The 23,542-nt window shown below is 60.8% G+C and carries 25 protein-coding genes; all 25 read right to left on the reverse strand.

The window, feature by feature from the left end; all coding sequences use genetic code 11:
- Positions 1-13 precede the first annotated feature (13 nt).
- The 25 genes from BGO89_06780 to BGO89_06900 all read right to left on the reverse strand — a co-directional run bounded on the left by BGO89_06780 (position 14) and on the right by BGO89_06900 (position 23,540).
- Positions 14-712: a hypothetical protein gene (locus BGO89_06780; GenBank protein ID OJX57670.1), complete on the reverse strand. Its 699-nt coding sequence runs from the start codon at positions 710-712 to the stop codon at positions 14-16.
- Positions 713-1,170: 458 nt separating this feature from the next.
- Entirely contained in the window at positions 1,171-1,479 is a 309-nt protein-coding gene (locus BGO89_06785) for a hypothetical protein (GenBank protein OJX57671.1), read from the reverse strand.
- Positions 1,480-1,734: 255 nt separating this feature from the next.
- On the reverse strand, positions 1,735-2,148 hold the full coding sequence (locus tag BGO89_06790; GenBank protein OJX57672.1) for a hypothetical protein: 414 nt from the start codon (positions 2,146-2,148) through the stop codon (positions 1,735-1,737).
- A 203-nt stretch (positions 2,149-2,351) separates the two neighbouring features.
- Positions 2,352-3,242 carry a hypothetical protein gene (locus BGO89_06795; GenBank protein OJX57673.1) on the reverse strand — a complete coding sequence of 297 codons (891 nt, stop codon included), beginning with the start codon at positions 3,240-3,242 and terminating at the stop codon, positions 2,352-2,354.
- A gap of 65 nt (positions 3,243-3,307) precedes the next feature.
- On the reverse strand, positions 3,308-3,550 hold the full coding sequence (locus tag BGO89_06800) for a hypothetical protein (GenBank protein OJX57674.1): 243 nt from the start codon (positions 3,548-3,550) through the stop codon (positions 3,308-3,310).
- On the reverse strand, positions 3,547-4,053 hold the full coding sequence (locus tag BGO89_06805) for a hypothetical protein (protein ID OJX57675.1): 507 nt from the start codon (positions 4,051-4,053) through the stop codon (positions 3,547-3,549). The genes BGO89_06800 and BGO89_06805 overlap by 4 nt, the downstream gene beginning before the upstream one ends.
- Entirely contained in the window at positions 4,050-4,568 is a 519-nt protein-coding gene (locus BGO89_06810) for a hypothetical protein (protein ID OJX57676.1), read from the reverse strand. The genes BGO89_06805 and BGO89_06810 overlap by 4 nt, the downstream gene beginning before the upstream one ends.
- A gap of 9 nt (positions 4,569-4,577) precedes the next feature.
- Positions 4,578-5,039, reverse strand: coding sequence for a hypothetical protein (locus BGO89_06815; protein ID OJX57677.1), 462 nt, complete (start codon positions 5,037-5,039; stop codon positions 4,578-4,580).
- Between the two features lie 78 nt (positions 5,040-5,117).
- Positions 5,118-7,919, reverse strand: a complete 2,802-nt coding sequence (locus BGO89_06820) for a hypothetical protein (GenBank protein ID OJX57678.1) — start codon at positions 7,917-7,919, stop codon at positions 5,118-5,120.
- 107 nt (positions 7,920-8,026) lie between these two features.
- Positions 8,027-8,341: a hypothetical protein gene (locus tag BGO89_06825; GenBank protein OJX57679.1), complete on the reverse strand. Its 315-nt coding sequence runs from the start codon at positions 8,339-8,341 to the stop codon at positions 8,027-8,029.
- A gap of 54 nt (positions 8,342-8,395) precedes the next feature.
- The gene (locus tag BGO89_06830; protein OJX57680.1) at positions 8,396-9,424 is read right to left on the reverse strand and encodes a hypothetical protein; all 1,029 of its coding nucleotides are present in this window, start codon (positions 9,422-9,424) and stop codon (positions 8,396-8,398) included.
- Between the two features lie 18 nt (positions 9,425-9,442).
- Complete coding sequence (locus BGO89_06835; protein OJX57681.1) at positions 9,443-10,147, reverse strand: hypothetical protein; 705 nt, start codon at positions 10,145-10,147, stop codon at positions 9,443-9,445.
- Entirely contained in the window at positions 10,147-10,593 is a 447-nt protein-coding gene (locus BGO89_06840) for a hypothetical protein (protein OJX57682.1), read from the reverse strand. The genes BGO89_06835 and BGO89_06840 overlap by 1 nt, the downstream gene beginning before the upstream one ends.
- Before the next feature lie 167 nt (positions 10,594-10,760).
- Complete coding sequence (locus BGO89_06845) at positions 10,761-11,417, reverse strand: hypothetical protein (protein OJX57683.1); 657 nt, start codon at positions 11,415-11,417, stop codon at positions 10,761-10,763.
- 215 nt (positions 11,418-11,632) lie between these two features.
- The gene (locus BGO89_06850) at positions 11,633-12,289 is read right to left on the reverse strand and encodes a hypothetical protein (protein OJX57684.1); all 657 of its coding nucleotides are present in this window, start codon (positions 12,287-12,289) and stop codon (positions 11,633-11,635) included.
- 184 nt (positions 12,290-12,473) lie between these two features.
- Positions 12,474-13,016, reverse strand: a complete 543-nt coding sequence (locus tag BGO89_06855; protein OJX57685.1) for a hypothetical protein — start codon at positions 13,014-13,016, stop codon at positions 12,474-12,476.
- Positions 13,017-13,060: 44 nt separating this feature from the next.
- Positions 13,061-18,460 (reverse strand): hypothetical protein, encoded by a 5,400-nt coding sequence (locus tag BGO89_06860; GenBank protein OJX57686.1) that lies wholly within the window; start codon positions 18,458-18,460, stop codon positions 13,061-13,063.
- A complete protein-coding gene (locus tag BGO89_06865) occupies positions 18,457-18,969 on the reverse strand; it encodes a hypothetical protein (protein ID OJX57687.1) in 513 nt (170 codons plus the stop codon). The genes BGO89_06860 and BGO89_06865 overlap by 4 nt, the downstream gene beginning before the upstream one ends.
- Positions 18,970-19,010: 41 nt before the next feature.
- Positions 19,011-19,970: a hypothetical protein gene (locus tag BGO89_06870; protein ID OJX57688.1), complete on the reverse strand. Its 960-nt coding sequence runs from the start codon at positions 19,968-19,970 to the stop codon at positions 19,011-19,013.
- Positions 19,967-20,800: a hypothetical protein gene (locus BGO89_06875; GenBank protein ID OJX57689.1), complete on the reverse strand. Its 834-nt coding sequence runs from the start codon at positions 20,798-20,800 to the stop codon at positions 19,967-19,969. The genes BGO89_06870 and BGO89_06875 overlap by 4 nt, the downstream gene beginning before the upstream one ends.
- Complete coding sequence (locus tag BGO89_06880; protein ID OJX57690.1) at positions 20,797-21,321, reverse strand: hypothetical protein; 525 nt, start codon at positions 21,319-21,321, stop codon at positions 20,797-20,799. Before BGO89_06880 ends, BGO89_06875 begins: the two co-directional genes overlap by 4 nt.
- Positions 21,322-21,578: 257 nt before the next feature.
- A complete protein-coding gene (locus BGO89_06885; GenBank protein ID OJX57691.1) occupies positions 21,579-21,791 on the reverse strand; it encodes a hypothetical protein in 213 nt (70 codons plus the stop codon).
- Positions 21,792-21,879: 88 nt separating this feature from the next.
- A complete protein-coding gene (locus BGO89_06890; GenBank protein ID OJX57692.1) occupies positions 21,880-22,197 on the reverse strand; it encodes a hypothetical protein in 318 nt (105 codons plus the stop codon).
- 217 nt (positions 22,198-22,414) lie between these two features.
- Positions 22,415-22,648, reverse strand: a complete 234-nt coding sequence (locus BGO89_06895) for a hypothetical protein (GenBank protein OJX57693.1) — start codon at positions 22,646-22,648, stop codon at positions 22,415-22,417.
- Positions 22,649-22,730: 82 nt separating this feature from the next.
- Entirely contained in the window at positions 22,731-23,540 is an 810-nt protein-coding gene (locus tag BGO89_06900) for a hypothetical protein (GenBank protein OJX57694.1), read from the reverse strand.
- Positions 23,541-23,542: the final 2 nt, after the last annotated feature.

Below are 23,542 nucleotides of genomic sequence, written 5' to 3' on the forward strand. Positions count from 1 at the left end.
TTGAATCAAATCGCTACTTCTTTGTCATCGACTGTGCAATCAATTCCTTCAGCTCACGCATGGATTCGGCGATGGCGTCCAGTCCTTTGTCTTCGACACTCTCGTTCGAGGCGTTGCCGGGTAGCGGCTCCGTTGCCGCTTCGCGCGGCATGTCAACGTTCATCGTGGTCATGTCGGGCGCGCTGGATTGCGCGCGCCTGGGCGTCCTTGGCGCGCGCTGCTTTGATGCAGCGGCGGACGATGCGCCGGATGCGTCGTTGGATGCTTTTGCCCTGGACGTCTTGGGCCGCGCGGCGGCAGGCCGTTTCGTGGCTGTCGGTCGCGGTACTCCTGGGGCCTGTTTCTCCGTGACCTTTTCGAGCATCACCGTCAGTTCACTGGACGGCAGCGCGAGAAAGTCCGGCCACGAGAAACCGTAGTGCTTCTGGAAGTAGGTCTCAAGACCTTTCGGTCCCATGCCGATCGGTTTGTTCTGCGAGAGGATGTCGTCCTCATCGCAGCCGGGAGCGAAGCGGCGGACCATGTATCCCGCCTTGCCCCCGCAGTAGGCGCGGAACGTTGCTCCCAGGGGAGACATGAGGCGGCGGAACTTGTCGTTGAGAGCCTTGACGAAGGCGATTTGCTCTGGCGTGGGTTCGAGCCCATCGAGGGATGTGTCGCCGAGGCCGCTTCCTCTCGCCGTCGTTTTCGAGAATGCTTGCCGCCGCGCCAACTGCTCGCGCCACGGCGACCGAAAGATGCGGAAGAGACTGCGGCTCTGACGCTCCTGGCTCTGACGCCCTTGGCTCTGACGCCGCTCGCGGCGTGGGGTGCGTGGTTCCTCACATGGCACTCGCGGCGGCGTAGCCCTGGTCTTCCTTGTTCCACTACTGTGTCTGGTCACGCTACTGCGCCGTGGACGCTCTTCTGCTGGCTCCGTTCGCCGCGTTCGTGTGGTGTATTTCGGCGGCGTAGTGTGGCGACGCGCGTGCCGCACCGAGGAGCCGGAGGATCGTGGTTCCAGACATGTCACGCCGATCGTGACGTGTTCGTCGGCATAGCGACTGCCGGAGGTATGAAGAGAACGCATTGTGTACTCGTGACAGATATGAAAGGAAGGAACATGCTTGCTGCGGCGTGAATGCTGCGGCGTATGGAACGGGTAGTATGGACCTGCCTGGTGAACGTTCATCAGGCAGTCATGCACACGCGCACACGCTTCGTCGTGCGCTTGGACGGTTTCCTCTTCCTGGCGGCACGGCGTGCGCGCTTGGGCGCCTTCCTCTTCCTGGCGGCATGGCGTGCCCGCTTCGACGCTTTCTTCGTTATGGTGCGCTTGGCAGAGGTCGTCGCCTTACCCCGTTTCGTTGTCCTCTTCTGCGCCGTGGTCTTCTTCGCCTTCCCTGCTGTGGAAGTGGTGCTACGCTTCGTCGTGCGCGTTGTCGCACGCGATGGTGCGCGTTTCGTGCGGCCTTTCGCACTTATGCGTTTCGTTGCCATGTCGTCGGCTCCGGGTCGTGATGGGAACGTGCTTGATGTCCTCTTGCGGCGTTCCCTTCATCCGACGTCTTCGATGCCCATGCTATGCCTTGTTCCTGGTAGCCTCGCTGCCCGTGGAAATGGTCTGCCGCCGGATGATGGTCATCTGATACCAGGAGAGGGCAAGACTCCCCAGGCCAACGATCATCGACACGACGGCTGCTGCCGTGGAAATGTCGATCCGTCCGTCACGGCCACGCGCGCTTCGCGCCGTCTTCATCGCGCGCGCCGCCGCGATCCAGACCGCCGCGTCTTTGTTGGACCGTCATCCAGTGCCTGGGAATAGCTACCGTCGTCCAGAGACCTGGCATACCTGCCATCACCCAGGGATTTGGCGTACCGGCCATCGCTCAAACCTTTGGACTTCTTCGTTCGGGAGAGCAGAACGGCGGCGACCAGAAGAGCCGCGACACTTCCTCCCGCAAGAATTTTCTCCATGCGGGAATACGGCGGCTTGCCATCGATCTCGTGCCGCTGCCAGAATGACGGGGACGCGTCGTCCATAAGGTGATCGTAGCTCGTCTTGCGGCAATCGGCACAATCGGCCAGTGATGCCGATGCCATCGCTGCCGGGGGCAGGGCGTCGGGGTGCGACATGGGCATCGTCGGAACAAGAGATGTCGTCGTCATGAGAGAGTACCTTTCGTAGTCAGAGAAGGATGAATGCGTGTAGGGCGTTAGGTGCCGCCATGCTTATTTCGGATCGCCTGCGGTTGCTGCGCCCTGCACGACGTAGATGGTACCTGCCGCAACAAGCAGAAGACATGCGAGGGTTACGATGCCGAAGACAGGGTGAGGTGCCGCCGAGTCATTGTCCTGGGACTGGGTAGTCGTCATGGTGTCACCACGGGAAGAGGTGCATGGGTACGTATCTGCCTGGAGTATCCTGTATGATCCGAGAGGCGGCGCGGCGTGCGGCCTGCGCTCCTTCGTTCGCTTCTTCGTCTCATGCGCCAGGAAGCAGGCCATGTGTCAATGAGATACTTCGCGCCGCCGAAGACGCCAACGATCACGGCCGCCGTCATGATCGTCGAACCGACGGACGAAAAGTCGGTAATGCCTGCAAGCTGTGTGGGGCCGCTACTCTGCTGCATCTCTCCATCGTTCTGAGCCTGGCGAACGATCGATGCCGTCAGCGACTGCGCCATCCCGCCCGTGATGAGTGCGCCGAAGACGGGAATGCCCCAACGGGTCTTTTTCTGTCCAGGCGGATTACGCCACTTCCACAGACCATAGCCCGACGCGGCAGTGGTACCGATTCCGACGCCGATGGAAAGCGGATGATACAGGGCGCGCGTCATGAGGGCCGTTTCCCGGTCGGTTGCGGGATTCGGCGGCTGGGCCGCACCCGACGTATCGGCAATCGGATTCTGTGAACGTTGGTAGAGGAACCACGATGCCGCACCATGCGTGATCGTTCCGGCGAAAAGGCCGCCAAGCGCAGGAACGAGATACCGAGCGAGTGCGGAGCGTGGCCGCTGGCGGCGCAGCCTAGTGATGCCGTAGGCCGCACCTGCGCCGCCCAGGATGCCACTGGCAATGGCGACGGGGCTGCGTGCCGACTCGATCATCCTGCCGACGTCGGCGGCATAGTCCCTGGGCGCATCATCGCTGAGCGTCCGCGCTCTCACGGCCGCCGGAGAAAATCTCTGTCCCGGCGCAGTACGCGCCGATGCACGCATAGCCATGAGTGTCTCCAGTGGCGTCTGTTGCAACCGATTCATGACAAGTCATCCTTACGTTGTTCACGGTATTCCTACGCCCACGAAGCGCCGGAAAGGGCACCATCCTACCAATGTCCTTCGGGACATCGTTCCTGTGGGTCGCGCGTCTTCAGACGCACGGGACACCCGCATCTCCGGCACCGTGCGCTGAGAGCATTCAGGTCCGGACATGCCATACAGATGACAAGACGCTCATGCGATGCGTCCGTATCCGTCATGCGGCGTGCAGCCATTCCTTCGGCGATCGCATAGCATTCCATTCGCACGTGTGTCACATTCGTCCTGGCCTCTAACATCCGTCCCGTCATACCCGTCCCGATAGGGCCTTGAGCGCGCCGAAGACGAGCCATGAGGCAAGGGCCTTATTGCTGCTTTCGGTCTTGCCCTCGAACATGGCTACCTCCGCCCGTCGTCGTCGGACGAGGCCCCGGAGCTTCTTTCCTTTGGCGGTAATGGCGCTCACGAGCCACGCTTTCGCTGCCTCATTGAACCGCCTGGCATTGATGAGGCCGAGCAGGTCACTTCGCTGCAATCCGCCGCAGCCACGGTTGAACGCATACGAGACGACGGCGTTGTACTGGCCCTGTGTCAACTCTGACCGTACGTTGTTCGTTACGCATGTCTCGAAGCGTTCGACGTCCTGCTCCAGAAACCGAATTGCCTGTTGCTGCGTGATCTTCATGCCCTTGGTGACACCGCCTGTATGGCCATAGCCGATGGTCCATACCCCGCCGGAATCCTGGTAGGCGCGCAGGCGCACGCCCTCATGCTTGGTGATCATGGCGATTCCTGCTGCGTCGATGCGTTTCATGTCAGCTTCCTTTCATGCCAGTAGAGTCCTGCGGCAAGTGCGGCGGCGAGTCCGACATGCCACCAAACGAATCCTTGTTCCTCGGCGATGTTGCGGGCCGTGGCCGTGAGGACGGCCGCGTCGACCCCGCCGGGGGCGATGCCAGCCCCCTTACGGTGCTGCCCGATATGTACATGATGCAGTCCCGCCGACGGTCCACGGTATTCCCGCCAACCCTCCCGCGGGCGCAGCGACGTCCAGATGCGTTTGGTTTCGTAGACGATGATTTCCTGAATGCCCAATACCTCCGCATTACTTCGCGCCCACTCGGCCATCCTGTCCCGCGCGCCCTGGGGCGGTACGACATCGACGGCCCGGCCTTCGGCGTGCAGGGAGAGGCGGTCCGCGCCGCGTATGGTTCTTGCAACGTAGATGCCAAGGGACCTGGCACCCGGCCATTCGCGTCGTACACGTTCCCATAGCGCAAGCGTGCCGGGCGCGGGACCTTTTGCGTCGTAGGTCGCGAAGTCATACATGCTCTGGCCTCATTCCTTGCGCCGCTCGCTTCCCGTGATGATGTTGCCGAGAAGGCACTCCACCGCATTACCGGGCAGCGTGAGCGCCTCCACGAGCGATTCGGCGATGCCGTGCCACTCGACGTCGTGGTCCGTGCTGTTCATTTCCTGCTCGAAGGCAGCGAGACGACGACGGTCGTCGTCCGTCAGGTTGTAGGCGACGCGTTCACCGCTCGCGACCACGTCGCCGTCGGCATACGGGCGCAAGACCTCCTTCGTCGCTTCGGAGATGACGACCAGCCGGGGCGTACGCCCCTCGATGAGGCGTTCCGTGAACTCACGTCCGATCGCATGTGCCTCGTCAACGATGGTGCGAACGATGCGCAGATTCTTGGCGATCAGATAGCCGATCGGCAGGACCATGTTACCGAGCGTTGTGAGCGCATCACGGATCGCCGTGAGTTCTGCGAGGGTGTGTGCCGAGCGTGCCATTGGTAGTCCTGGAATGTGATGTGGTGTATGTGTTGTGGTGAGAACTGTTCGTGATGAAGAGAATCGTTGCCGATAGTGTTATTGCCAGGCGACGGCTCCGGAGACGACGGTAAGCGTCTGGCCGTTCGTGCCGATCGGCAGGCGTGTCGTCACGCCGCCGATGCGGACAACGATGTCTCCGTCACTCGTGAGCGGATCGTTGTAGAAGGCGACCGTCTGCCATGCAGGTAGGCCCGCCGAGGCGATGAGGAATTGACCGTTCGTACCGATCGCAAGACGCGACGTGATGTTCGCGCCGTTGCGGTAGATGACGTCGCCGATCGTTGTCATAGGATCGCTGTAGATGACGACGCTCTGCCAACCCGGCACGCCACTTCCGATGCGCAGAAACTGTCCGTTGGCGCCCGCAGGTAGGCGCGCCGTGACATTCGATCCATTGCGGTAGACGAGGTCGCCGGTCGTCGTCATGGGATCACTGTACAGGGCAGGCGGCGTCTGCCACGCCGGAAGACCCGAAGCCACCACGAGTTGCTGGCCGTTCGTGCCGACCGGCAGGCGCGTCGTCACGCCGCCGCTGCGCATGAGAAGATCACCGTTGGTGTTGAGCGGATCCGCATAGATCGTTACGGTCTGCCACGCCGGAAGGCCCGCAGCCACGACGAGGTGTTGGCCGTTCGTGCCGACCGGCAGGCGTGTGGTAATGCCGCCGCTGCGCATGAGAAGATCACCGTTAGTGTTGAGCGGATCCGCATAGATCGTTACGGTCTGCCACGCCGGAAGCCCGCCGACGATGCGCAGGAACTGGCCGATGCTTCCAACCGCAAGGCGTGTCGTCGTCGTGTTGAAGTAGAGAAGATCTCCATCTGCGGCAAGCGGGTTGACATACAGGCTGACGGTCTGCCACGTTGGTAGGCCGCCGGAGATGCGCAGGAACTGGCCTGCGGTGCCGGGAGCGAGACGCGTTGTCACGCCTGCGGAGCGCATAAGCATGTCGCCATTCAGGCTTAGCGGATCGACATATCCTGCTGTGGGCGTCTGCCACGTGGGCGCGCCCGTTGCTACGACAAGTTGTTGTCCGTTCGTGCCGATCGCCAGGCGTGTCGTCGTGCCGCCGCTGCGCACGAGAAGGTCGCCGTCCACGGCAAGCGGATCGGTATACAGGCTCACGGTCTGCCACGCGGGACGTCCAGTAGCGGAGACACGCAGGAACTGACCAAGGCTTCCGATCGCCAGGCGCGTCGTGGACGCATCGAAGTATAGAAGATCACCCGCCGTCGTGAGCGGATCGGCATAAAGGCCAACGGTCTGCCACGCCGGGCGTCCTGCAACCGAGACACGAAGAAACTGACCTGTACTCCCGACCGCCAGGCGCGTCGTGGACGCATCGAAGTACAGAAGATCACCCGCCGTCGTGAGCGGATCGACATATCCGGCACCGCCTGTCTGCCATGTCGGAAGACCGGCAACGACGGTCAGTACCATACCGTTCGTGCCGATCGCCAGACGTGTCGTCGTGCCGCCGCTGCGCACGAGAAGGTCGCCGTCCACGGCAAGCGGATCGGTATACAGGCTCACGGTCTGCCACGCGGGACGTCCAGTAGCGGAGACACGCAGGAACTGACCAAGGCTTCCGATCGCCAGGCGCGTCGTGGACGCATCGAAGTATAGAAGATCACCCGCCGTCGTGAGCGGATCGACATATCCCGCCGTCGGCGTCTGCCATGTGGGCACGCCTGTTGCAACGACGAGGTGTTGTCCGTTCGTGCCGATGGCCAGGCGCGTCGTCACGCCGCCGCTGCGCACGAGAAGGTCGCCGTTGATGCTGAGCGGGTCAACATATCCCGTCGTCCACGAAAGCCCGCCCGCGCCGTCCGTCGTGAGTACCTGTCCGTTCGTTCCTGCCGCCCCTGGCAGCGTGAACGTCGGCGTGCCCGATGCCGCAGGACGAAGGCCGACGTAGACGACGGATGTTCCGATACGAAGCTCGCCATCAGACAAGAGCCGCAGACGTTCCGTGAGCGGTCCTCCCGCATGAACCGTCGTCCATGTGTGTTGCGAGGACGTTGCTCCGTCCGCCGGATCGAGCCATGACACATAGTGCTGTCCGGCGATGGGCGAGGTCGTCGCCGTCCGAAGACGAAAGGCGGTGCCGACACCATAGCCCGATGCAATGGATGCGAACGCCGTCGTGTCGTGACCGATAACAAGCGGGGTCTGCACCGTATTCGTGTCGCCGATCTGTGCGGCGGCAAGGACCCCTATGAGGGAGGGCGTTCGCGTGATGCCAGCGACGGCGGCATCGCCATACGCTCCCGTGTATCCCAGGGCCGCATCCAGAAGTGCGCCCGGCGTCGTCACACTGACGGTAAGAAGACTCGTTCCCGTCTGTGCTGGTCCTGTAGCCATGATCGCGGCAGCCGTGCCCGCACTGCGCGTGACGGCAAGGCCCGTCGTCGTGAGGCCCAACGCCGACACCGTCATCGCATTCCCGGTATTGGACGTCGCCAGTGCGAGCTGTCCCGTCGGGGCATTGAACGTGAAGGCTGCCGAGCCGCCGAACGCGCCCGCAGCGTTGTATTGCACCTGGGACGGTGCGCCGCCCGGCACTGCGCCCGGCACTGCGGCCCACTGGCTGTCCCCACGCAGGAAGGTCCCCGCGCTCGGCGCGCCATTGCCGAGTCGGGCCGTAGTGAAAACGCCGCTTGTGACCTTCGCCGCATCGAGCGCAGGAATGTCTACGGGATCGAGAATGCGAAAGACGGGCACGCCGCCGCCGGGGGGAGCGGCCCATACGCTGCTTGCGCTCTGCGGCAGGGCGGCGACGCCAATAGTCCCATCTGCCGTCAGCGGACTTCCGGTCACGACGAATGGTGCGGGCATGGCAAGACCCACGGACGTCAAACCGCCGCTTGCCGGTGGTGGGACATACTGCGCAAGACCGGAGTCCAGACCAATGTATCGTGTATCGAGTGACATGCGGGGGCGCGTTACGTGAGAAGGCCGCGCCGACGCAGTTCGGCACGGACGTAGGGAATGGCCGCCTTCACCTGCCAGCTTTTCAGGCTCCGATAGTCGTAGCCGTTGATCATATCGATTGCCTCGACGGGAACAGCGTTCGGCAGGGTATACGTCGTCTGCTGCACGGCTGCGCGCCGTCTGGGGAGAATTCTCTTCGCATCGATATACGCTTCGAGGTCACGGAGTGCCGTGCGGTACTCGCCTGTGGACATTCTCGTGTAATCGATCTCCTGGAGAAGGTCCAGAAGAGCCTGGGGTACGTCCTGGTTGATGGTTGCAATCATCGTGTCGTCGCTCGTTGTGAAGGTGAAACGTGGTACGTGTGAGTCGCTGTAGTCCTATGCCTGCACATGCTGGAACATCATCATGGGGTCCTGGACAATGGGGTACTGAGTGGCTTGTGGTGCTGCGGCCGCAGCGGATGCGGCAGGCTGACCAGACTCATGTACATGATTCGTGGCCGGCGCAGGCCCATTCGTGACAGGTGTGGCAGGGAGGTGCTGCCGGACGCGTTTCTCGTGGAGCTTCGTTTCGAGCCACGTTTTCGCCAGTTCACCCGCTGGTTGAATGAACGGGGCAACGAAGTCCATGAGTCGCTCAAACGTCGATTCGTCGTCATCCTGCAAGGACTCGTCCTTCAGGGCTATGCGTGCTTCTTCGATGGCCTTGCCGCCCAGGATTTCGAGGTCCTTGGCGTGCAGGGCATTCTGCGTCTCGATGGCACGTGCATGTTCGGTTCTGAGCGCTTCGATGTCACGCTCATGTCGTTCACGGGCAAGCACGAGTTCGTTCTCGGCGACGAGCCTCTTCTGGTCCGCCTCGATGATCTTCGTATGCAACTCCGACATGCGGCCGACCATCGTCGCATTTTCCGCACGCAGCGAGCGCACGTCGTCGCGCATCTGGTCGATGATCTCTTCCAGGCTGACGCGGGGAGCCGTCGGCCGGCGGTGGTCTTCAGGAATATGGACGACGATCTGCGGCTGCTGACCAGAAGCCTGCACGGGTTCCTGGTCGGCATGAGGCTTTTCGTCTCCCAATACGGAGCGAGCATCCTTCGGCGGCTTCATCGTGCCCGTATGCACCAGGCGGTATCCATCCGCCGTCTGCTCGTAGAAGAAAAACCTTCTGCCAGGGCGTAGGCCCTCTGGATTCCGGTTCAGGTACTCGGCGAAGGTCGCAATACCCATCTCCGTGAAGTGCGTGCCGTCATGCTCACGCGGATAGTTGATACCGCTTTCGGATACCGTCAGAAACTGCACCAGCTCGCCGGGATCGATGTCGGCTTGTTCGGCCCCACGTGCAATAGGACCGAAGAGGTATTGCTTCTGTTTACTGATGCGCACGTCGCGCACGTTCTTGGCCATAGGGATGTCCTCCATTGGTTATCGTGTCCTCCACCGCATCATGCAGAGGACCGGATAGCGCACGATCTTCTCGGTGGGCTCCGCTGACGAAAGGATCGGTTGCCCCAGGGGACAAAACACTTCGATGTTCCTGACGCGGTCCATCTCGCGGTAGAAATGCACCGTGTACGGCAGTGCCACGCCGATCGACATATGGCCCAGGTGGGCGCGTGTCTCGGTTGCGGGGTTCACGACCTGGCTGTCGCCCATCGAGAGAATGGCAACGCCGTCGATGCGTATTTCCGGACGGCAGTAGTTTGGCTGCCAGTTCCCCATGATACCAAAGCGAAAGTGGGACGCAACGTAGGCGTCCGTCGGCGACGCCTGTGATGCGATGATCTCCGCGTTGTTCGCTGCATTCTGAAGCGGCGATCCGGAGAGCGTTGCATCGTAGCCGATAAAGGTCGCCTGTTCCAGCATGACGCCCGTGTCGATGCCCACGACGTCGTCCTGCACTGATACGGGCATGAGGCGTGTCGAATACGGATTCGCCTGCACAAGTCCTGTGCCCACCTGTGACGACGACTGTGCGCAGCGTTCCAGCTCCGCCGCATAGCCCGTTGGAGTATTGGCGACATGGCTGTAGCTATACTCCTCATTCGCGTCGACAGTCGACATGAAAAGCAGCTCCCGCACATGCGGGTACTCGCGGACGATTTCCGGACGTAGACAGTCGGAGAGCATCACGCGCCCCTCCCGATACGGAATCCTGACAGGCTGAGCGTGAGCCAGATGGGGACGCCGAAGTTGGCCGCACCCACAAAAACGTGGCCGACGTCGACCGTCAGTACCGTTGCCGGTGGTAGTGTCCACCCAGGAAAGAGAAAGTCATCCGGAATGTCATTCCAGTCGTGGACGTCCATCGGATTGTCCATGTTGAGGACGCCGTTGCCGCGCCTGACGGAAACTTCCAGACGGTCCTGTGCGACCGTCGTCGGCACCATGCGAGCGAGGTTGCCGCCCATCACATAGAAGGCCGTGATTCTATGCCGACGAATCCATACGCCTTGGTCACTGTCCACGTTGATCGTGAGCGTTGCTTTCTGTCCAGGCGCAGATATCGTCGCTCGCTTCACGTAGCTGTAGGGCGCATCCCATTGCACGCCCGGTGGTGGTTGTATGAAGTACATGGCTTCTCTGGTAAGTGAAGATTCTCTCCGGCCTATCCCGTACGCGCTTCTGCACACTGGCAGTAGTACCAGCCTGCGCCCACGCGCACGGAATCAGGGGATGCCGGAGATGCGGACGCGAAAAAGGGAACGCCAGCAAGAGGACATGTCCAGTCGTCGCACCAGGATCATCCTTGTGCGACGAACTTCTCTTCGATGATGAGCTGAAGCATGATGAAAGCGGTCTTCCCCGCCTGTCCAGGGATCACGGGATCGGCATCGGCTCCGGTATTCTTCGCTGCACCCAGGGCAAAGCCGGACGGGATCGTGAGATTCCATTCGGGCGATGATTTAGCCGCGATCTGAAGCGGCGTCGGCAGGATGAAGAAGCCGTTATTGAGGTTGGTATTGGGTTTGTCGACCGCTACCAAGGCACCGCCGTTGTTGACGAACATGTGCGGCACGAACTCGGAGACGGACCCGGCGATACGGTCCTGACGGCGTTGGTACGTCAGACTGAAGTCGGAATTCAACTCAAACTGCTGCTGAATCTTGTTCTGGATGTCGACGGGTGTTGATGCGAACCGGCAGCCGTGAATGATCTTCAGACCGATGATGTCGACCGCCGTTTCGTTCTGCGGAAATGCGTAGTTGGAGCCGACGCCGTCGATCATCGATTGCTGGAAGAATTTCTTGCTCGTCAGCATTTCACCGGCGGCGAAGTAGTGTGTCGAGCGAACGATCCTGAGCGCACGAGCTACCTTCTCGTCATCCTCGGCATAGCCATATTGATCCATTGCCGCGCGTACGTCGCGGTTGGAGGAAAGAATCTGTGCTTGGGTCATGAAAGAACTCCTCGAAAAAAATGGGATAGCGAAAACGGTCGTCCCATGTCCGTGAAGAGTCCCATGTCAAGAGATGCGCCGGGCAATAGCGCAGGTTGTTGTCAGGTGCAAGGGCAATGCACGCGGTGGATGCTGCTTGATCGTTCAGTTACTTCATGATCGTTCATGATGCCACATGATCGTTCGCACGGTGTATCAGGGTCGTCGGGTGGACACTATGTCATGCCATGTGTCCATCCTGCATTGAAGGGCTGATTGTAGTGCGCGCGTACGCGCGCCCGCTTCGGCGTATACTGGTCGGCAAGGTGCGGCGCGGAAAGCGTTCGTCCATATCCATCGGTAAGCGTGCCAGGAGGCACGTTCTGATTCGTTGACATAGGCTGCTGGTTCATTGCGGTAGGCTGCTGAATCATTGTGGTAGGCTGAGCGATGCCCACCGACGCGGCAGACGGACTAGGCGGGAATGCGGCGATCTGTTCTCCGGCGACCGTCCGTAGAACCGTACCGGGGGGCAATAGCGGCGCGTCGTCCGACATGCTCGATGTCACGATCGTCGGATCGAACCGATAGGCGTACTTCTTGAGGTATTTCAGGAACAAGGGGTCTTGGATCTTGGCATACGTCAGATGTGCCATCGCCGCGCCGAGAGTACCCGCCATGTACGCAGGCGACAGCAACACGCCGCCAAGGAGGAGGTTCGCCGCGACCGATGTCAGAAACCCCTTCCATCCCGTGAGGTCAACGCCGAAGCCTGCTTCGATCGCCGTCGGCAGCGTGACGTACATGAGACCACCGACGACAGCAAGGCTATGGTCGGTCCATGCAGGACGCGTTGCCGTCGTGATCTTGAGGTTGTCCATACCGGTCCACATGAGCGTGCTGAGACGCCCGGCCCCTGGCCTGCGTGCCCTCACGGGAAGCGGCCGTTCGGTCCCTATGAGGAGCGGTCTTCGTGTCCTCACCGGGGTGCGTCGTGGTGCTATTGCCGTTGACATGTCTGTCTTTCAGGTGGATTCATGATCTGTGACGTACGTCTTTCGCAGGGCGATGCGCTTGTCATTTCGCTGTCACCATGCCCGTAACGATACCTGCCGCAACACCGACGAGGGCCGAGGCGACAACGCGGCGCAATCCTTTCGGGGGCTTCTTCATTCGTCCCGTCAGAGCGTAGGTCACGCCGCCGCCCACGACGGCCCCGCCGATGCCCCACGGCGTAATGATGCTTCCGGCGACGGCCGCCGCCGCCTCGGTTGCTCCCGAAGCGTTCGTGGTGGCCTCCTTTTTCGCAGTCGTCTGCGTGCTGCCGGACGTGGTATTTCCTGTAGTCGCAGGCGGCAGTCCTGCGCCCTGGCGTGCGGCGTCGATGCCCTGCTGTGCTGCGGTTTGGATGGTTTCCAGAACACGCTCACCGGCAACGGTGCGGATTGCTTCTTCGGCAGGTGCCTTGACGCTGTCGATGATGTCCTGTCCCGTACGCTGCACGCCGTCAGGTAGAAGGTTCGCACCCGTTTCCAGGATACTCTGGAAGTCCATGTCAAGACCGGAGAGCCCTGGATACAGGCTTCGGTTCTGAAGTGATGTGCCGTAGGTCATGTTCATGTCGTCATCCTTTCATGTTCATCATTCGCAGGGTATCATACTTGTCACGCACAAGGTTCTTCGCATTCGTCATTCGCGCGTTGCGTGCCTGCCGGTAAGGGACCGTAGACATAGCGCTCATGCCGCTCGACCAGGGTTGGGCAATCCTCACACTCCCGTCCTTCATACGTCCGCGTTCTCTCGACGGGACGCCGAGGCGGTGGCGGCTGTGTCCCTGGCTTGTACGGTGGTTCGGTGGACTTGTACGGCGGTTCGGTGGGTTTGTACGGTGGTTCGGTGGACTTGTACGGTGGTTCGGTGGGCTTGTACGGTGGTTCGGTGGGCGGCATAGGACGAAGTGGCGGCAGGCTACTGCTCGGCAGCTTCTGCATACTCTCCCGCACGTCATCTAGATGCCGATTGAGTCCCGCAATCTCTTCTTCGTATCTCGCCTGCTGATACCGCCATTCGGCCTGCGCCCGTTCGAGAGCTTGCAGGATGTCCGTCGTGCCGCCTGTCGTACGGATTGCCGTCCGCAGTTCGTCAATGTGCCGGGCATACGCCGTGTCCATCTTCGCGGCATTCTCACGCAGAAGCGTAAGATCTTCCTGCGATTTCCGAATCGACGTCGTCATCATCGCCGACGTCGACTGTAGTTCCAGAAGAAGGCGCGTGATCTCGTCAAGGCGCGGGTCCGTCGGCGGCACGGGGCAGTCAGGCCGTGAGGCCATTTCCGCACGCAGGCCCTGCACGAGGCGGGTCACGTCATCGTAGCGATAGTCCACGGCGGTCGTCACGCGCGTTGTGGCTTCGCCGATCAACTTTTCGAGCGTCGCCATGTAGGCCGCGAAGGAGTCCGCCCGTGCGGGCCCTTCACGGGAGAACGCAAGCGTCCGAATCTCCCCCAGGAGGCGCACCACCTCGTCCCACCTGTAGTCACAGTTCTGCGCTGCCTTCTCTTGACCGGCGGCAGGAGTGTCTTGGGATGGGCGTACGAGAATGGCGTCCAGGCTCCGCTGGATCGCCGTGAAGTAGTCATCATACGTGCCCTTTGGAAGAGCCGTACGAATAGCGTCCAGGGCAGTGTCCAGGCGGCTGAAGCGGTCCGTATAATCGCGTGACTCCGCTACGCGGATCGCCGCAATACGGCGTTCCAGTTCGTCGAAGCGTGCGTCGTAGTCCCGCACGCCGTCGTTCTTCATTGCCGTGATGAGTTGTCGTATGGCCGCAAACTCGCTGTCGTAGTTCCGAAGCGTATTCTGCTCGATGCGCGCGAGTACCGCGAGAATAGGAGCCAGGTCAATGTCCCGGCACGACGGGCAGACCTTCGGCATCTGGCCGATGAGCGTGGAAAGCTCCCGGAACGTCTCGTCGTAGTTCGTTCCGGTCGCTGTCCGGATTTCGGCAAGTGTGCGCTGCACGCTCTCGAAATACGGCCTGTAGTCAACGGCTGCTTGCACGGCAGGCGTTCCCCCTTGCAGGACGACCGGCGGCGGAAGAACGATGGCACGGATCATCGCCTCGATGCTGTCGAACCGAGGGTCGTAGTTCCGCGTCTCGCACTGCTGGCACCGTGCTTCGACGACGCGCTTGAGGTCCATGATGTCACGCCGGAGCGCGGCATCGTCGTACGTCCCCGGAATGCGTAGTTCACGGACGGCACGCTCCAGATCACCGATGCGGACGAGAAGAGCCGCATCGTCATACTGCGTCGGTTGCATGGGAAGCTGTGAGCGGATGAACGCCAGGTCGCGCCGGATGTCGCTGACGTCGACCTTCTCACCTGCGCCGCACCGCAAGACCCCTTCCATGATTTTCTGAACGTCAAGGGACAGGTTTCGCTGCTGCTCACTCATAGCCTGCTGCTGCTCACGTATTGCCGTCACGAGCGTCCGTGTCTGGCGCGCTTCGGCGGTTGCCTCGCCGACGGCCCTGCGAAGCTCAGCCAGTTCACGGCTGGTCTCCTGGCAGCATCCGTCATCCGTCCGGGGGCAACAGTCAACGATCTCCGTCCAGCGCGCGCCGATAAGCGCGTGCCACTGCGGATACGGGACGTCCGAATACCGTGCTTCATACATGACCGTGCATGAAGGAAGCACCGCACTCTCGCGCGCATCCATTGGTAGTGTAGACGCATCCTTCGGTCCTGATGGCACGTCCAGTTGCTGCATCGCTCTTTCGATCGCAGGAAGCGGTCCGCCGCCGGGCAAGGTCTGAATGTCCGAGAGCCCTGCGCGTACAGGTTCAGCCCGCTGACCCACGCGCATCGCCTCGAACATCTCCGGCGACATGACGGTACCCGCGATGATGCTGCGCGTGTCCACCGCCTGGAACATCGTTGGCGACGGAACCCAGCCATTGCCGGACGGCTGCATGGCACGCGCCTCGAACTGTCCCCACTGAAGAGTCCCAACGCTGCGCGTTGCCCGTAGCTCGAAGGCCCCCCCATTGCTGTTCGTCAGTTGAATCGTCGCTTGTTCGGTTCCCTGCGTCTGTGGAACGGGCCTTGCCTCACTTCCCGGCCGCACGCCGCAGTATGGCGGCGGACAGTAGCGGTAGACCCCGCTGGTGACACGGATGCAGGACGGCAGAACGTCAGGGCCACGAGCAGGGATCGGTCCATCATATCGAGGGATACCCTGGTCATCCCGGCCCATTGGCCCCGCCCCAGGGCCTACGCCTGGTCCCGTGCCGGTACGTTCCCCTCCGCCCGTCGTGCCCGGGGCGTCCGCGCCGCTGTTCGGCAGTACGGGCCGCTCGACACAACAACCGTCACTGTCGCGGTACTGTTCAGGGGGACACGGCGCAAGCGTCTTCGGGTCAACGCACGAGCCGCAGACATACTTCTTCGGCGTGCAGCACTCAAGGCCCGTGACAACACGCACCTCATGGGCGAAGCACTCGGCCTTGTCCTTCTGCATCGTGATGGGAAGAGAGAAGTCCCAGCCCCGGCGTGCGAAGTCATCGGCCTTGTTCAGGAGACTACTGAGGACAAGGCCATCCAACGCGCCATCGATCACTTGTTTGCCGGTAGCAAGACCCGCCAGGGCTGAATGCACGACGGCATCGGTTACGTCCTGACGGAAGATGTCGGCGACCTTCAGGATGTTGCCCGCGACCTTGTTGACTCCGGGCACGAGCGCAAGAAGCGAGGCGGACGCCTTTGTAAGAAGAAGTTCCTGCACGTACGGTATCTGCGTTGCCGATTTGGTGATCGACGTCGCATCGGCGACGAGATGAGCGAAGGTCGATTCCACGCCCTGTTGAAGGCTGATGAGGCTGCCCATCGCCTGCGCCGACCAACTGTCGGCAATGCCATGAACCGTCGAGCGCACGTCACCGAGCGCGCCATTCCACCAGCGGTCCACTTCCGACGCGGCATTCCGAATCCAGCGTTCTTCATCGGCGAACTCGCGTTGCACCGCCGACGTTACCTCCGGGAACTGACGCCCGAACTCCCGTGCGACGGCAAGAGCCGCCTGCAGGCCGCTTTGCCCACGGCTTGCCTGCAACGTTCTGTAGACGGCATTGGCACGCTGTGACGTGCTTTGGATGTCGCGGAACACGCTGGCATCGACACCGAAGGGCTTCTCACCCAGGACGCCAGAGCCGAGAGCCGCAGCGATACCGTTCGTGAGCGTGAACGCCACGTCGATCGCCGTACCCTGTGCCGCGCGAATCGTGTCGATCGTCGTCGACACGACGTTGAAGATGGGACCCACGCCTGGAATGAGGCCGGAGATGACACGCAAGGGGCCACGTACGGCATCCCATACCGTGATCGGATCGCCGCGCCAGACGATGACAAGATTCTGCCCCGCACGGTCCTTCGCACGCTTGTCCCATTCGAGGAGAAGATCGAAGAGACTGATGTCGAAGCCGTTCTCCGAGATGTCGCCGAACTTGTAGCTGTAGAACGGATCCCGTGCGTCGAGACGCTTCTGGTTGAAACCGATGCCCCGTAGCACGTACATGGCGTAGTACGACCCTTGCCGGTCGAGGACACCGTCAAGTGAAGATTCAGGGAAGAACATCTTCGGTCCTTCCGGATGCAGCCACCGGCCAAGCCGCTCGGCCCATCCGCCGCCCGTGCCATCCGAGAATCGTGTACGGTCGATGCTGACGATACGGGGATTGGGGCCCCATAGGGAGAACTGCTCGAAGATCCTGAACATCTCCGACGATTCGCTGAGGATGAACGCATTGCAGTTATCCAGGCGAATCATGGGGACGTAGTCGTAGACGGCCTTTGCCCGTTGGCTGTAGCCGCGTCCCATATGATCGTTACGGGTGATGACCGAGGACATGAGCGCTTCGCATACGCCGTAGTCCCGCAGGTCCTGCGGCGTCACGACGCCGTCCGTGGTCGCAAACCGCAGGACGGTGCGTGGGCCCTGTCCGTCGTGGGGGTCGCACGCCGATTTCAGAAGAAACGTCTCCTTGCACGGCGGTGCGTCGGTGGGCGGCGCGGCGTCCGGCGGCAGAAGCGAGACGCCGCGCTTGTACCTGACCCAACATCCGTCAGGTGATACCTGGGCGTCGTTCGCACCCGGACGCGTCTGCACGGTGCCATTCGGCAGCGTGCGAGGATAGACGTTGCTGAAGAGTTGCCAGTCCTGATACTGGTCGTCATCAGGCGCAGCGGGGGGCGGCGTCATGATGTCGCACGCCGGGGGGCTCGGCACCGGAAGACGCGATACTTCACAGACGATGTCCACGCCGAGACACGCCCTGTAGCCTTCGGGAATGACCGGCATGGCCGCGAGGTTGCACATGCGGTGGAAGTAGACGAACCGCCATCCTGCAATGGCCGCGCCTGCGTAGTTCCGCGCCGCATCGCCGGACTTCGTGAACGGACGGGATACATACCGCTCATACGCGGCACGGCTGTACGTCACGGTCACGAAGGCTTTAGGGTTTCCGCTTCCGCCGCTTACGGTGGTATTGGCTTCGACCGTCGTGATATAGTGGGCATCCGTCATCGGCGTTTCGATGACGATGCCCGCATGGTTGTGGCCTGCGTCGTTCGACGCACGGCAGAACATTGCGCCCACTTCCGGCTCGCGGCCCGTCGGCACGATGCCCGCGCGCTCGATCTCCATGAGCGTCCTGTAGACGTTGCCGTAGAGCGTGCGTTCGCGATTCCCGGATCCCGCCGCCGGGCGTGTCGGAAAACCGTGAATACAGGCCGTGCCGGAACGTGCCGCGAGGTCGAATGCCGTGCGAATGATCGCATATGCGCCGACAACGCAGTAGCTGCCGTAGTTGCCGTACGGATGGTAGCAGCTCCACAGTTCATCGGTCCAGACGTCGCGGTTGTTCTTCGCCGATTCGACGAAGCGCGTCGCGGCATACGACCGGGCGACGCAGACGATAAGGCTGGCCATCGGGGAAAGGTCCGAAAGGTCCGAAAGCGGAGCGTTCGCCGTAGGCCGCCTGGGTGATATGGTCATGGCTCCCATCATCGGCGCGCCGTTCCCTCGAATGATGGCCGTACTGCGGCTGCTGGAACCGTGCGCACGCGGTCAACGGGGTGCATGACGTCGCGGTTCGTGAAGACGCGCCGCAGGCGATCCCACACGACATTGAACGGCTTGTACTGTACTCTCTCGACGATCCGGTCGCGAGGAATGAAGACCGGGCGATATTCGACCTGACGTTTGGCTGTTGGGGGCCGTTGGGGACCCTCGAACGATGGTTTGCCAAGCCCGCTACGTGTCAGCTCTTCCCGGAGAATGCGCCGCACATCCGGCACGTCTTGTTGTTTCGGGGTCTCTCGCTCCACATGCTGCACGACAGGCGGCATGGTATCGGGGGGCGCGCTTTCGCTGTGCTGTCTGGACGACCCCACGGATGCATTGCTGCCCGTGTTCACGTTGACGTTCACATTGACGTCGCCACGGCCACAGTTTCGGCATGGCTTCGCTGCTGCGCCGAGTCCTGGAATCGGCGTGAACGCGTAGCGGTTGTCCATCGCCCGTGGCAATTGGGGACCGTCAGCCAGATACTGAATAATCATGCCGCCCTCCTGCGTGCGCGCTCCGGAAGCGTTGCCATCGCTGTTACGTACCCTGCTGTCGCAAAGAGAAGTGCGCCCGCTCCCGCAATTGCCATGAGCTTGTACCGATGGGCATAGAGATGGGCTTTGACGCTGCCCAGGCAGATAGAAACGGCATGTTCCTGGAGAATCTTGCCGATGTTCTCGCCCTGACCGAAGGGCTTCGGGAGCGCCCGCGTAAGAATATCCTTGCCGATCGCCTCGTAGTCGATCGCGGCGCCCACTGCCCCGTCGCTGAGTGTTTCACGCATTCCGACTTCCGTGCGGCTCAAGACGGGATAGGTCTCACTGCGGAGGATGGGCTTTCGCTCGTTGTTCCACCCATCCCGCTGCATGACGATGTCGACGGGTACCCACCGGCGGGTGCCCGTGTCGTACCATTCGTTGTAGACATGGGTATACTGGCGTGGGGGCCTGGTCTTTCTCCATGCGATGACCTTGAATCTGTTCGGAATCCCTGCCGCCGTCAGAAGTCCGGCGTAGGCGCACGTCAGGTCGTCACAGTCGCGGTACGGAAAGGGCGCGGTCTTCGTCAGCGTGTATACCGGCGCGTTCACATGCTCGATGTCATCCGGATCGGCGACATAGGGAAAGTTCCGGACCATGAATTGCCACAGGGCATACGCCGTCTCGCGGCTGGAGCCTTTTCGGTGCTTCGACGCGATCTCCTGAAGGTAGGCGTCAGAGGCGGCAGCGCGCGCAGTACCGGCGGCAGTGCCTTGGCGATGACGTCGTACGATGGAGCGAATCCTATCGTCTGCGGCATCGCGACGCGCGAGGTCCCGCATGATATGCAGTGTCCTGCGGACGCCTCCGTCGCCTGGCGGCAATTTCTCGCGTACCAGCGTTGCCGTGCGTCCATCGAGTAGAGTGACGGGCGTGCGTGAAACAATGCGGGACGTAGGGGCCGTGATCATGCAGCAAGCCCCTTCGTCACGGCAACGCGGGCGACGTCGGGGCCGATCGTGCGTGCCGTTCTCTGCGACTCGCCGTAGGCGCGGTTCACGTCGAACTGCTTGATTTTGCCAGCAACGGCCCATCCAATGAGACCGAGTGCGCCGACGCCAATGACCGCAACGCCGATGCCTGCGACCTTGGCCGTTGTCGTCGCAGCACTGGCAAGCTCGCCTGGCGCGCTGAAGAGATTCGTAACGGCGGCACCGATACGGCCAAAGAAGGTTTCCTTCTCCAGCTCTGCTTTCTGCTCCTGTACCTTCCGCTGCTCGTCTTCCAGAGCCAGCATTGCCAGTGCGCCCGGTGTCGGATAGCGTTGTGCCGCCGGAAGCAGAAGCGACGGCTTCGACTTGCCATCGATCGTCGCATAGAACCAGTCACGGAGAATTGCCCTCGTCACCTCGACGCTGGCCCCAGGATACCGTGGCATGAGCGCCGTCGTCACCTGCCCGTAGGTGTCTGCCGCTGCCGGAGTCGAAATGGTCACGGTCGTCAGGTGCGCGGCCGTGCCCGTACCGGAGAATCGTCGGTACTGGTCCATGACGTCCTGTACCAACCCCTTGCTGTAGTATTCCGTCGGGAAGCCCGGCAGGCTTCCCCGGTTGTTTGTCGTGTTGCGGTTGTAGTTGCTGCGCACGTAGACGAGCTGAACGGCCTTCTCCAGCGTATCGGCATACGGCGGCGCAGAGCCGAACCGAAGGGTGAACGCCGTTTCCGGCAGGCCACTGAGATTCGTTTCTCCGCTGGGAGATGGGCCGAGGCAGTTGCCGAGGGATGATGCGTAGTAGCTCACCGCATGGCTCGGTACATGAGGAAGGTCACGATGGCGAGAGCGCAAATGATGAGGCCGCCGCCGATGCGGCGTGTAGGCGGGGCGTCCGCTCCTGCCTGCGTCTCGGTCCTGCGCGTGTCATGGGATGAATCATCCGACGGGCTGCCGCTCTCCGGCTGCGGCGCATTCTGTGTCGGTTTCTGCGCCGGTGGCTGTTCCTGCGTCTGCTCTGGAGCCAGGAACAGATCCGCGTACGGAGAGAATTCGGGGGCATGACCGCCAGCAATGGCACCCGGCAACGCACTGATGGCGGCCGCAACGACAAGGGGATTGCGAAGAGCTTTCCGGGCAAGCTCCTGTTCGCCTGGGACGTCGCCCGATCTAAGGCCGTCAAGAAGACCGTTCAGAACCGGAAGCATGTCACTTCCCGTATGGCGATGCACCGCATATCCCAGGCGTTGGGATTCACGGGCATTGGCAAGGGCGGCAATGGTATTGGCCGTCCTACTTCCGACGCATTCTTCGGCGAGGTTCTGCGGCATATCCCGGCACGAGTGTGGCAAGCATCCGGTCGCGTCGCCGCTCTTCCTCCATGATCCGGTCACGCCTGCGTGTTGCGATGCGGACGCGATAGCAGCCCGAAAGCTGGGTTTCTATGGTAGGATCGAGTGGCGTCGCCATATACTCATGAGGGGTGGGAAAGAGAGCCGCCATACCGTCGTCCGCATAAGTCAATGCCCCACGGCGAGTTGTCACCGTGGGGCAGAGGAAGATAGAGGAAGTTCCTGTGCCTACAGGGCTACGGCAAGGTCAACCCGCCGTGGTCGTCCTTGGCCGAGTATGGGACATGCACAATGCCGCCCTTCCCTTTCTGGTGCGCGCGGAGAACAGAGTGTTCCATATGGTCGTAGCCGCTCGCATCGATCGGCGTGTGCCGAAGTAGTTGTTCCTCCGGTATTCCCTGGGAGGAATCCTTGTCAGCTTTCTCCGTTGCAGCTCGCTTGCGTGCCATTGTTCGTCCTGTCGGGATGGTTAGGGAATGCTTCCTACGGTTTCAATACGACTCTGGTAGCACGGTATTGTGGGGCCTGTAGGTCTGTTCACGCACGTCGCTTCTTCGCCACTTGTTTCTTCGCTCCGGGCTTCTTTCTCCCTTCCTTATCCTGCTTGTCGACCATGATCCATAGGTGATCGAGTATACTCGGATTGGAAGTGCAAGCTCGCTTCAGTACGCCCGATACCTCTGTGACGGCAGCCAGGGCGTCACTGGCCTTCTTGACTCTCTTCTCCCACGTACCCGACATCGTGTTCGTAAACGAGCCGCCGTCTACGTCCTTGAGAACGGCCGCAACGCGGTTGCGGACGTAGACACTGGGAATGTCCCTGTCATATGATAATCGGATGATCACGTAATACATGTACTACCCTGTACAAGGATGGAAGGAAATAGATCTCCAATAATGTGCGGAAGGTATAAGCATCCACATACTATTGGACCATGCCTATCATAGTGAAGTGTGGAATATTGATCTTCCACATGCGATTGACCATGTGTAATTGATCAATACCTAGTTACTATGTATGAAGGGCATACTACACCAATCTACTACCTAAAGGCCTATACATAGTCGGAGCCTACTTAGTGGCTACAATGAGTTTCCATCGGATAGCACCCTGTTCGGGAGTATGCTGATGGTGATTCTCCGGCGGGAATCGATCGCTACCATTTGCATTGGATGCGATCTCATTGTCACAACCCTGGCATTGGTAAATGCCAGAATACGGCACCTTCGTACCCGGCTTGTGAATAGCGTTGAACGCCTCGTGTTCCAACGTGCGAATGCAACCTTTGTTCTGTACGAATGCCATTGTGTATCTCCTATGACCTTACTGTTGAACAATGAACTACACTATAACCACCCACTATTGGCTAATAGAATCCTGCCGTTCTTTACTTCGGACGGCGTTTCTCAATTTTGTCGATTAAGAAAAATGCCGCAAAGGCCGTCAGGATAACGCTTACAACGTGCTGAATCATAACGACCTGTCGAACTGTCGTATCCAGCGGGGTGATATCTGACGTCGACATGCCAGACATCGCACCAAGACTGAAGTACAGGAAATCCCAGTAGCCAAGTCTTTCTGGAATTGCACCAAGGTCTGTACTGCTTGGATGCCGTGCTTCAGACAATTCAGCCTCCCGCTCATGAATCCTTTTGTCAAGTCCTTCCAGCGCGAACTGACGCAACTCACCTATCGTGCGATACTTCTTGAGACCTGCTTTTGACCAGGTTCTGATGGTCACCTTCGTTGAGTAGGTCTTTCCCTTGTCGTTGATGACAGTCACAAGAAGCTCGCCCGCATTAATAGCGCCTCGTATTCGTTGGAACTCACAATCAAGCGTCCCACGGCCAAATGTACGGTTCTCGATTCCCCAAGCGCATGTGCCACTTTTGTTGCGTAGTAGCCCTCCGATACGTTGACTATCATATTCAGTCGCAATCTTGTATCGTGTAAACTGTAGTAGCTTCAAGTCATAGAATGCTTCGAGAGTGTCAGATGCGAAGTCACGTTCGACCTGTTCTTTTGCTGCGATGGACTCGCGCTGCTTTTGAACGATCAGTGTACTGTTAACAACATAAAGTGACGGGTCGCCATCGTAGATATGCTGGTACCAGGCAGCGAACAACAGCGACACAACAAGGTAGGTAGTAACAAGCGTAATACCTTGTATCAATTTTCGAGGGACCGTATCTTCCATAT

The sequence above is a fragment of the Candidatus Kapaibacterium thiocyanatum genome, assembly GCA_001899175.1.
GTDB lineage: Bacteria > Bacteroidota > Ignavibacteria > Kapaibacteriales > Kapaibacteriaceae > Kapaibacterium > Kapaibacterium thiocyanatum.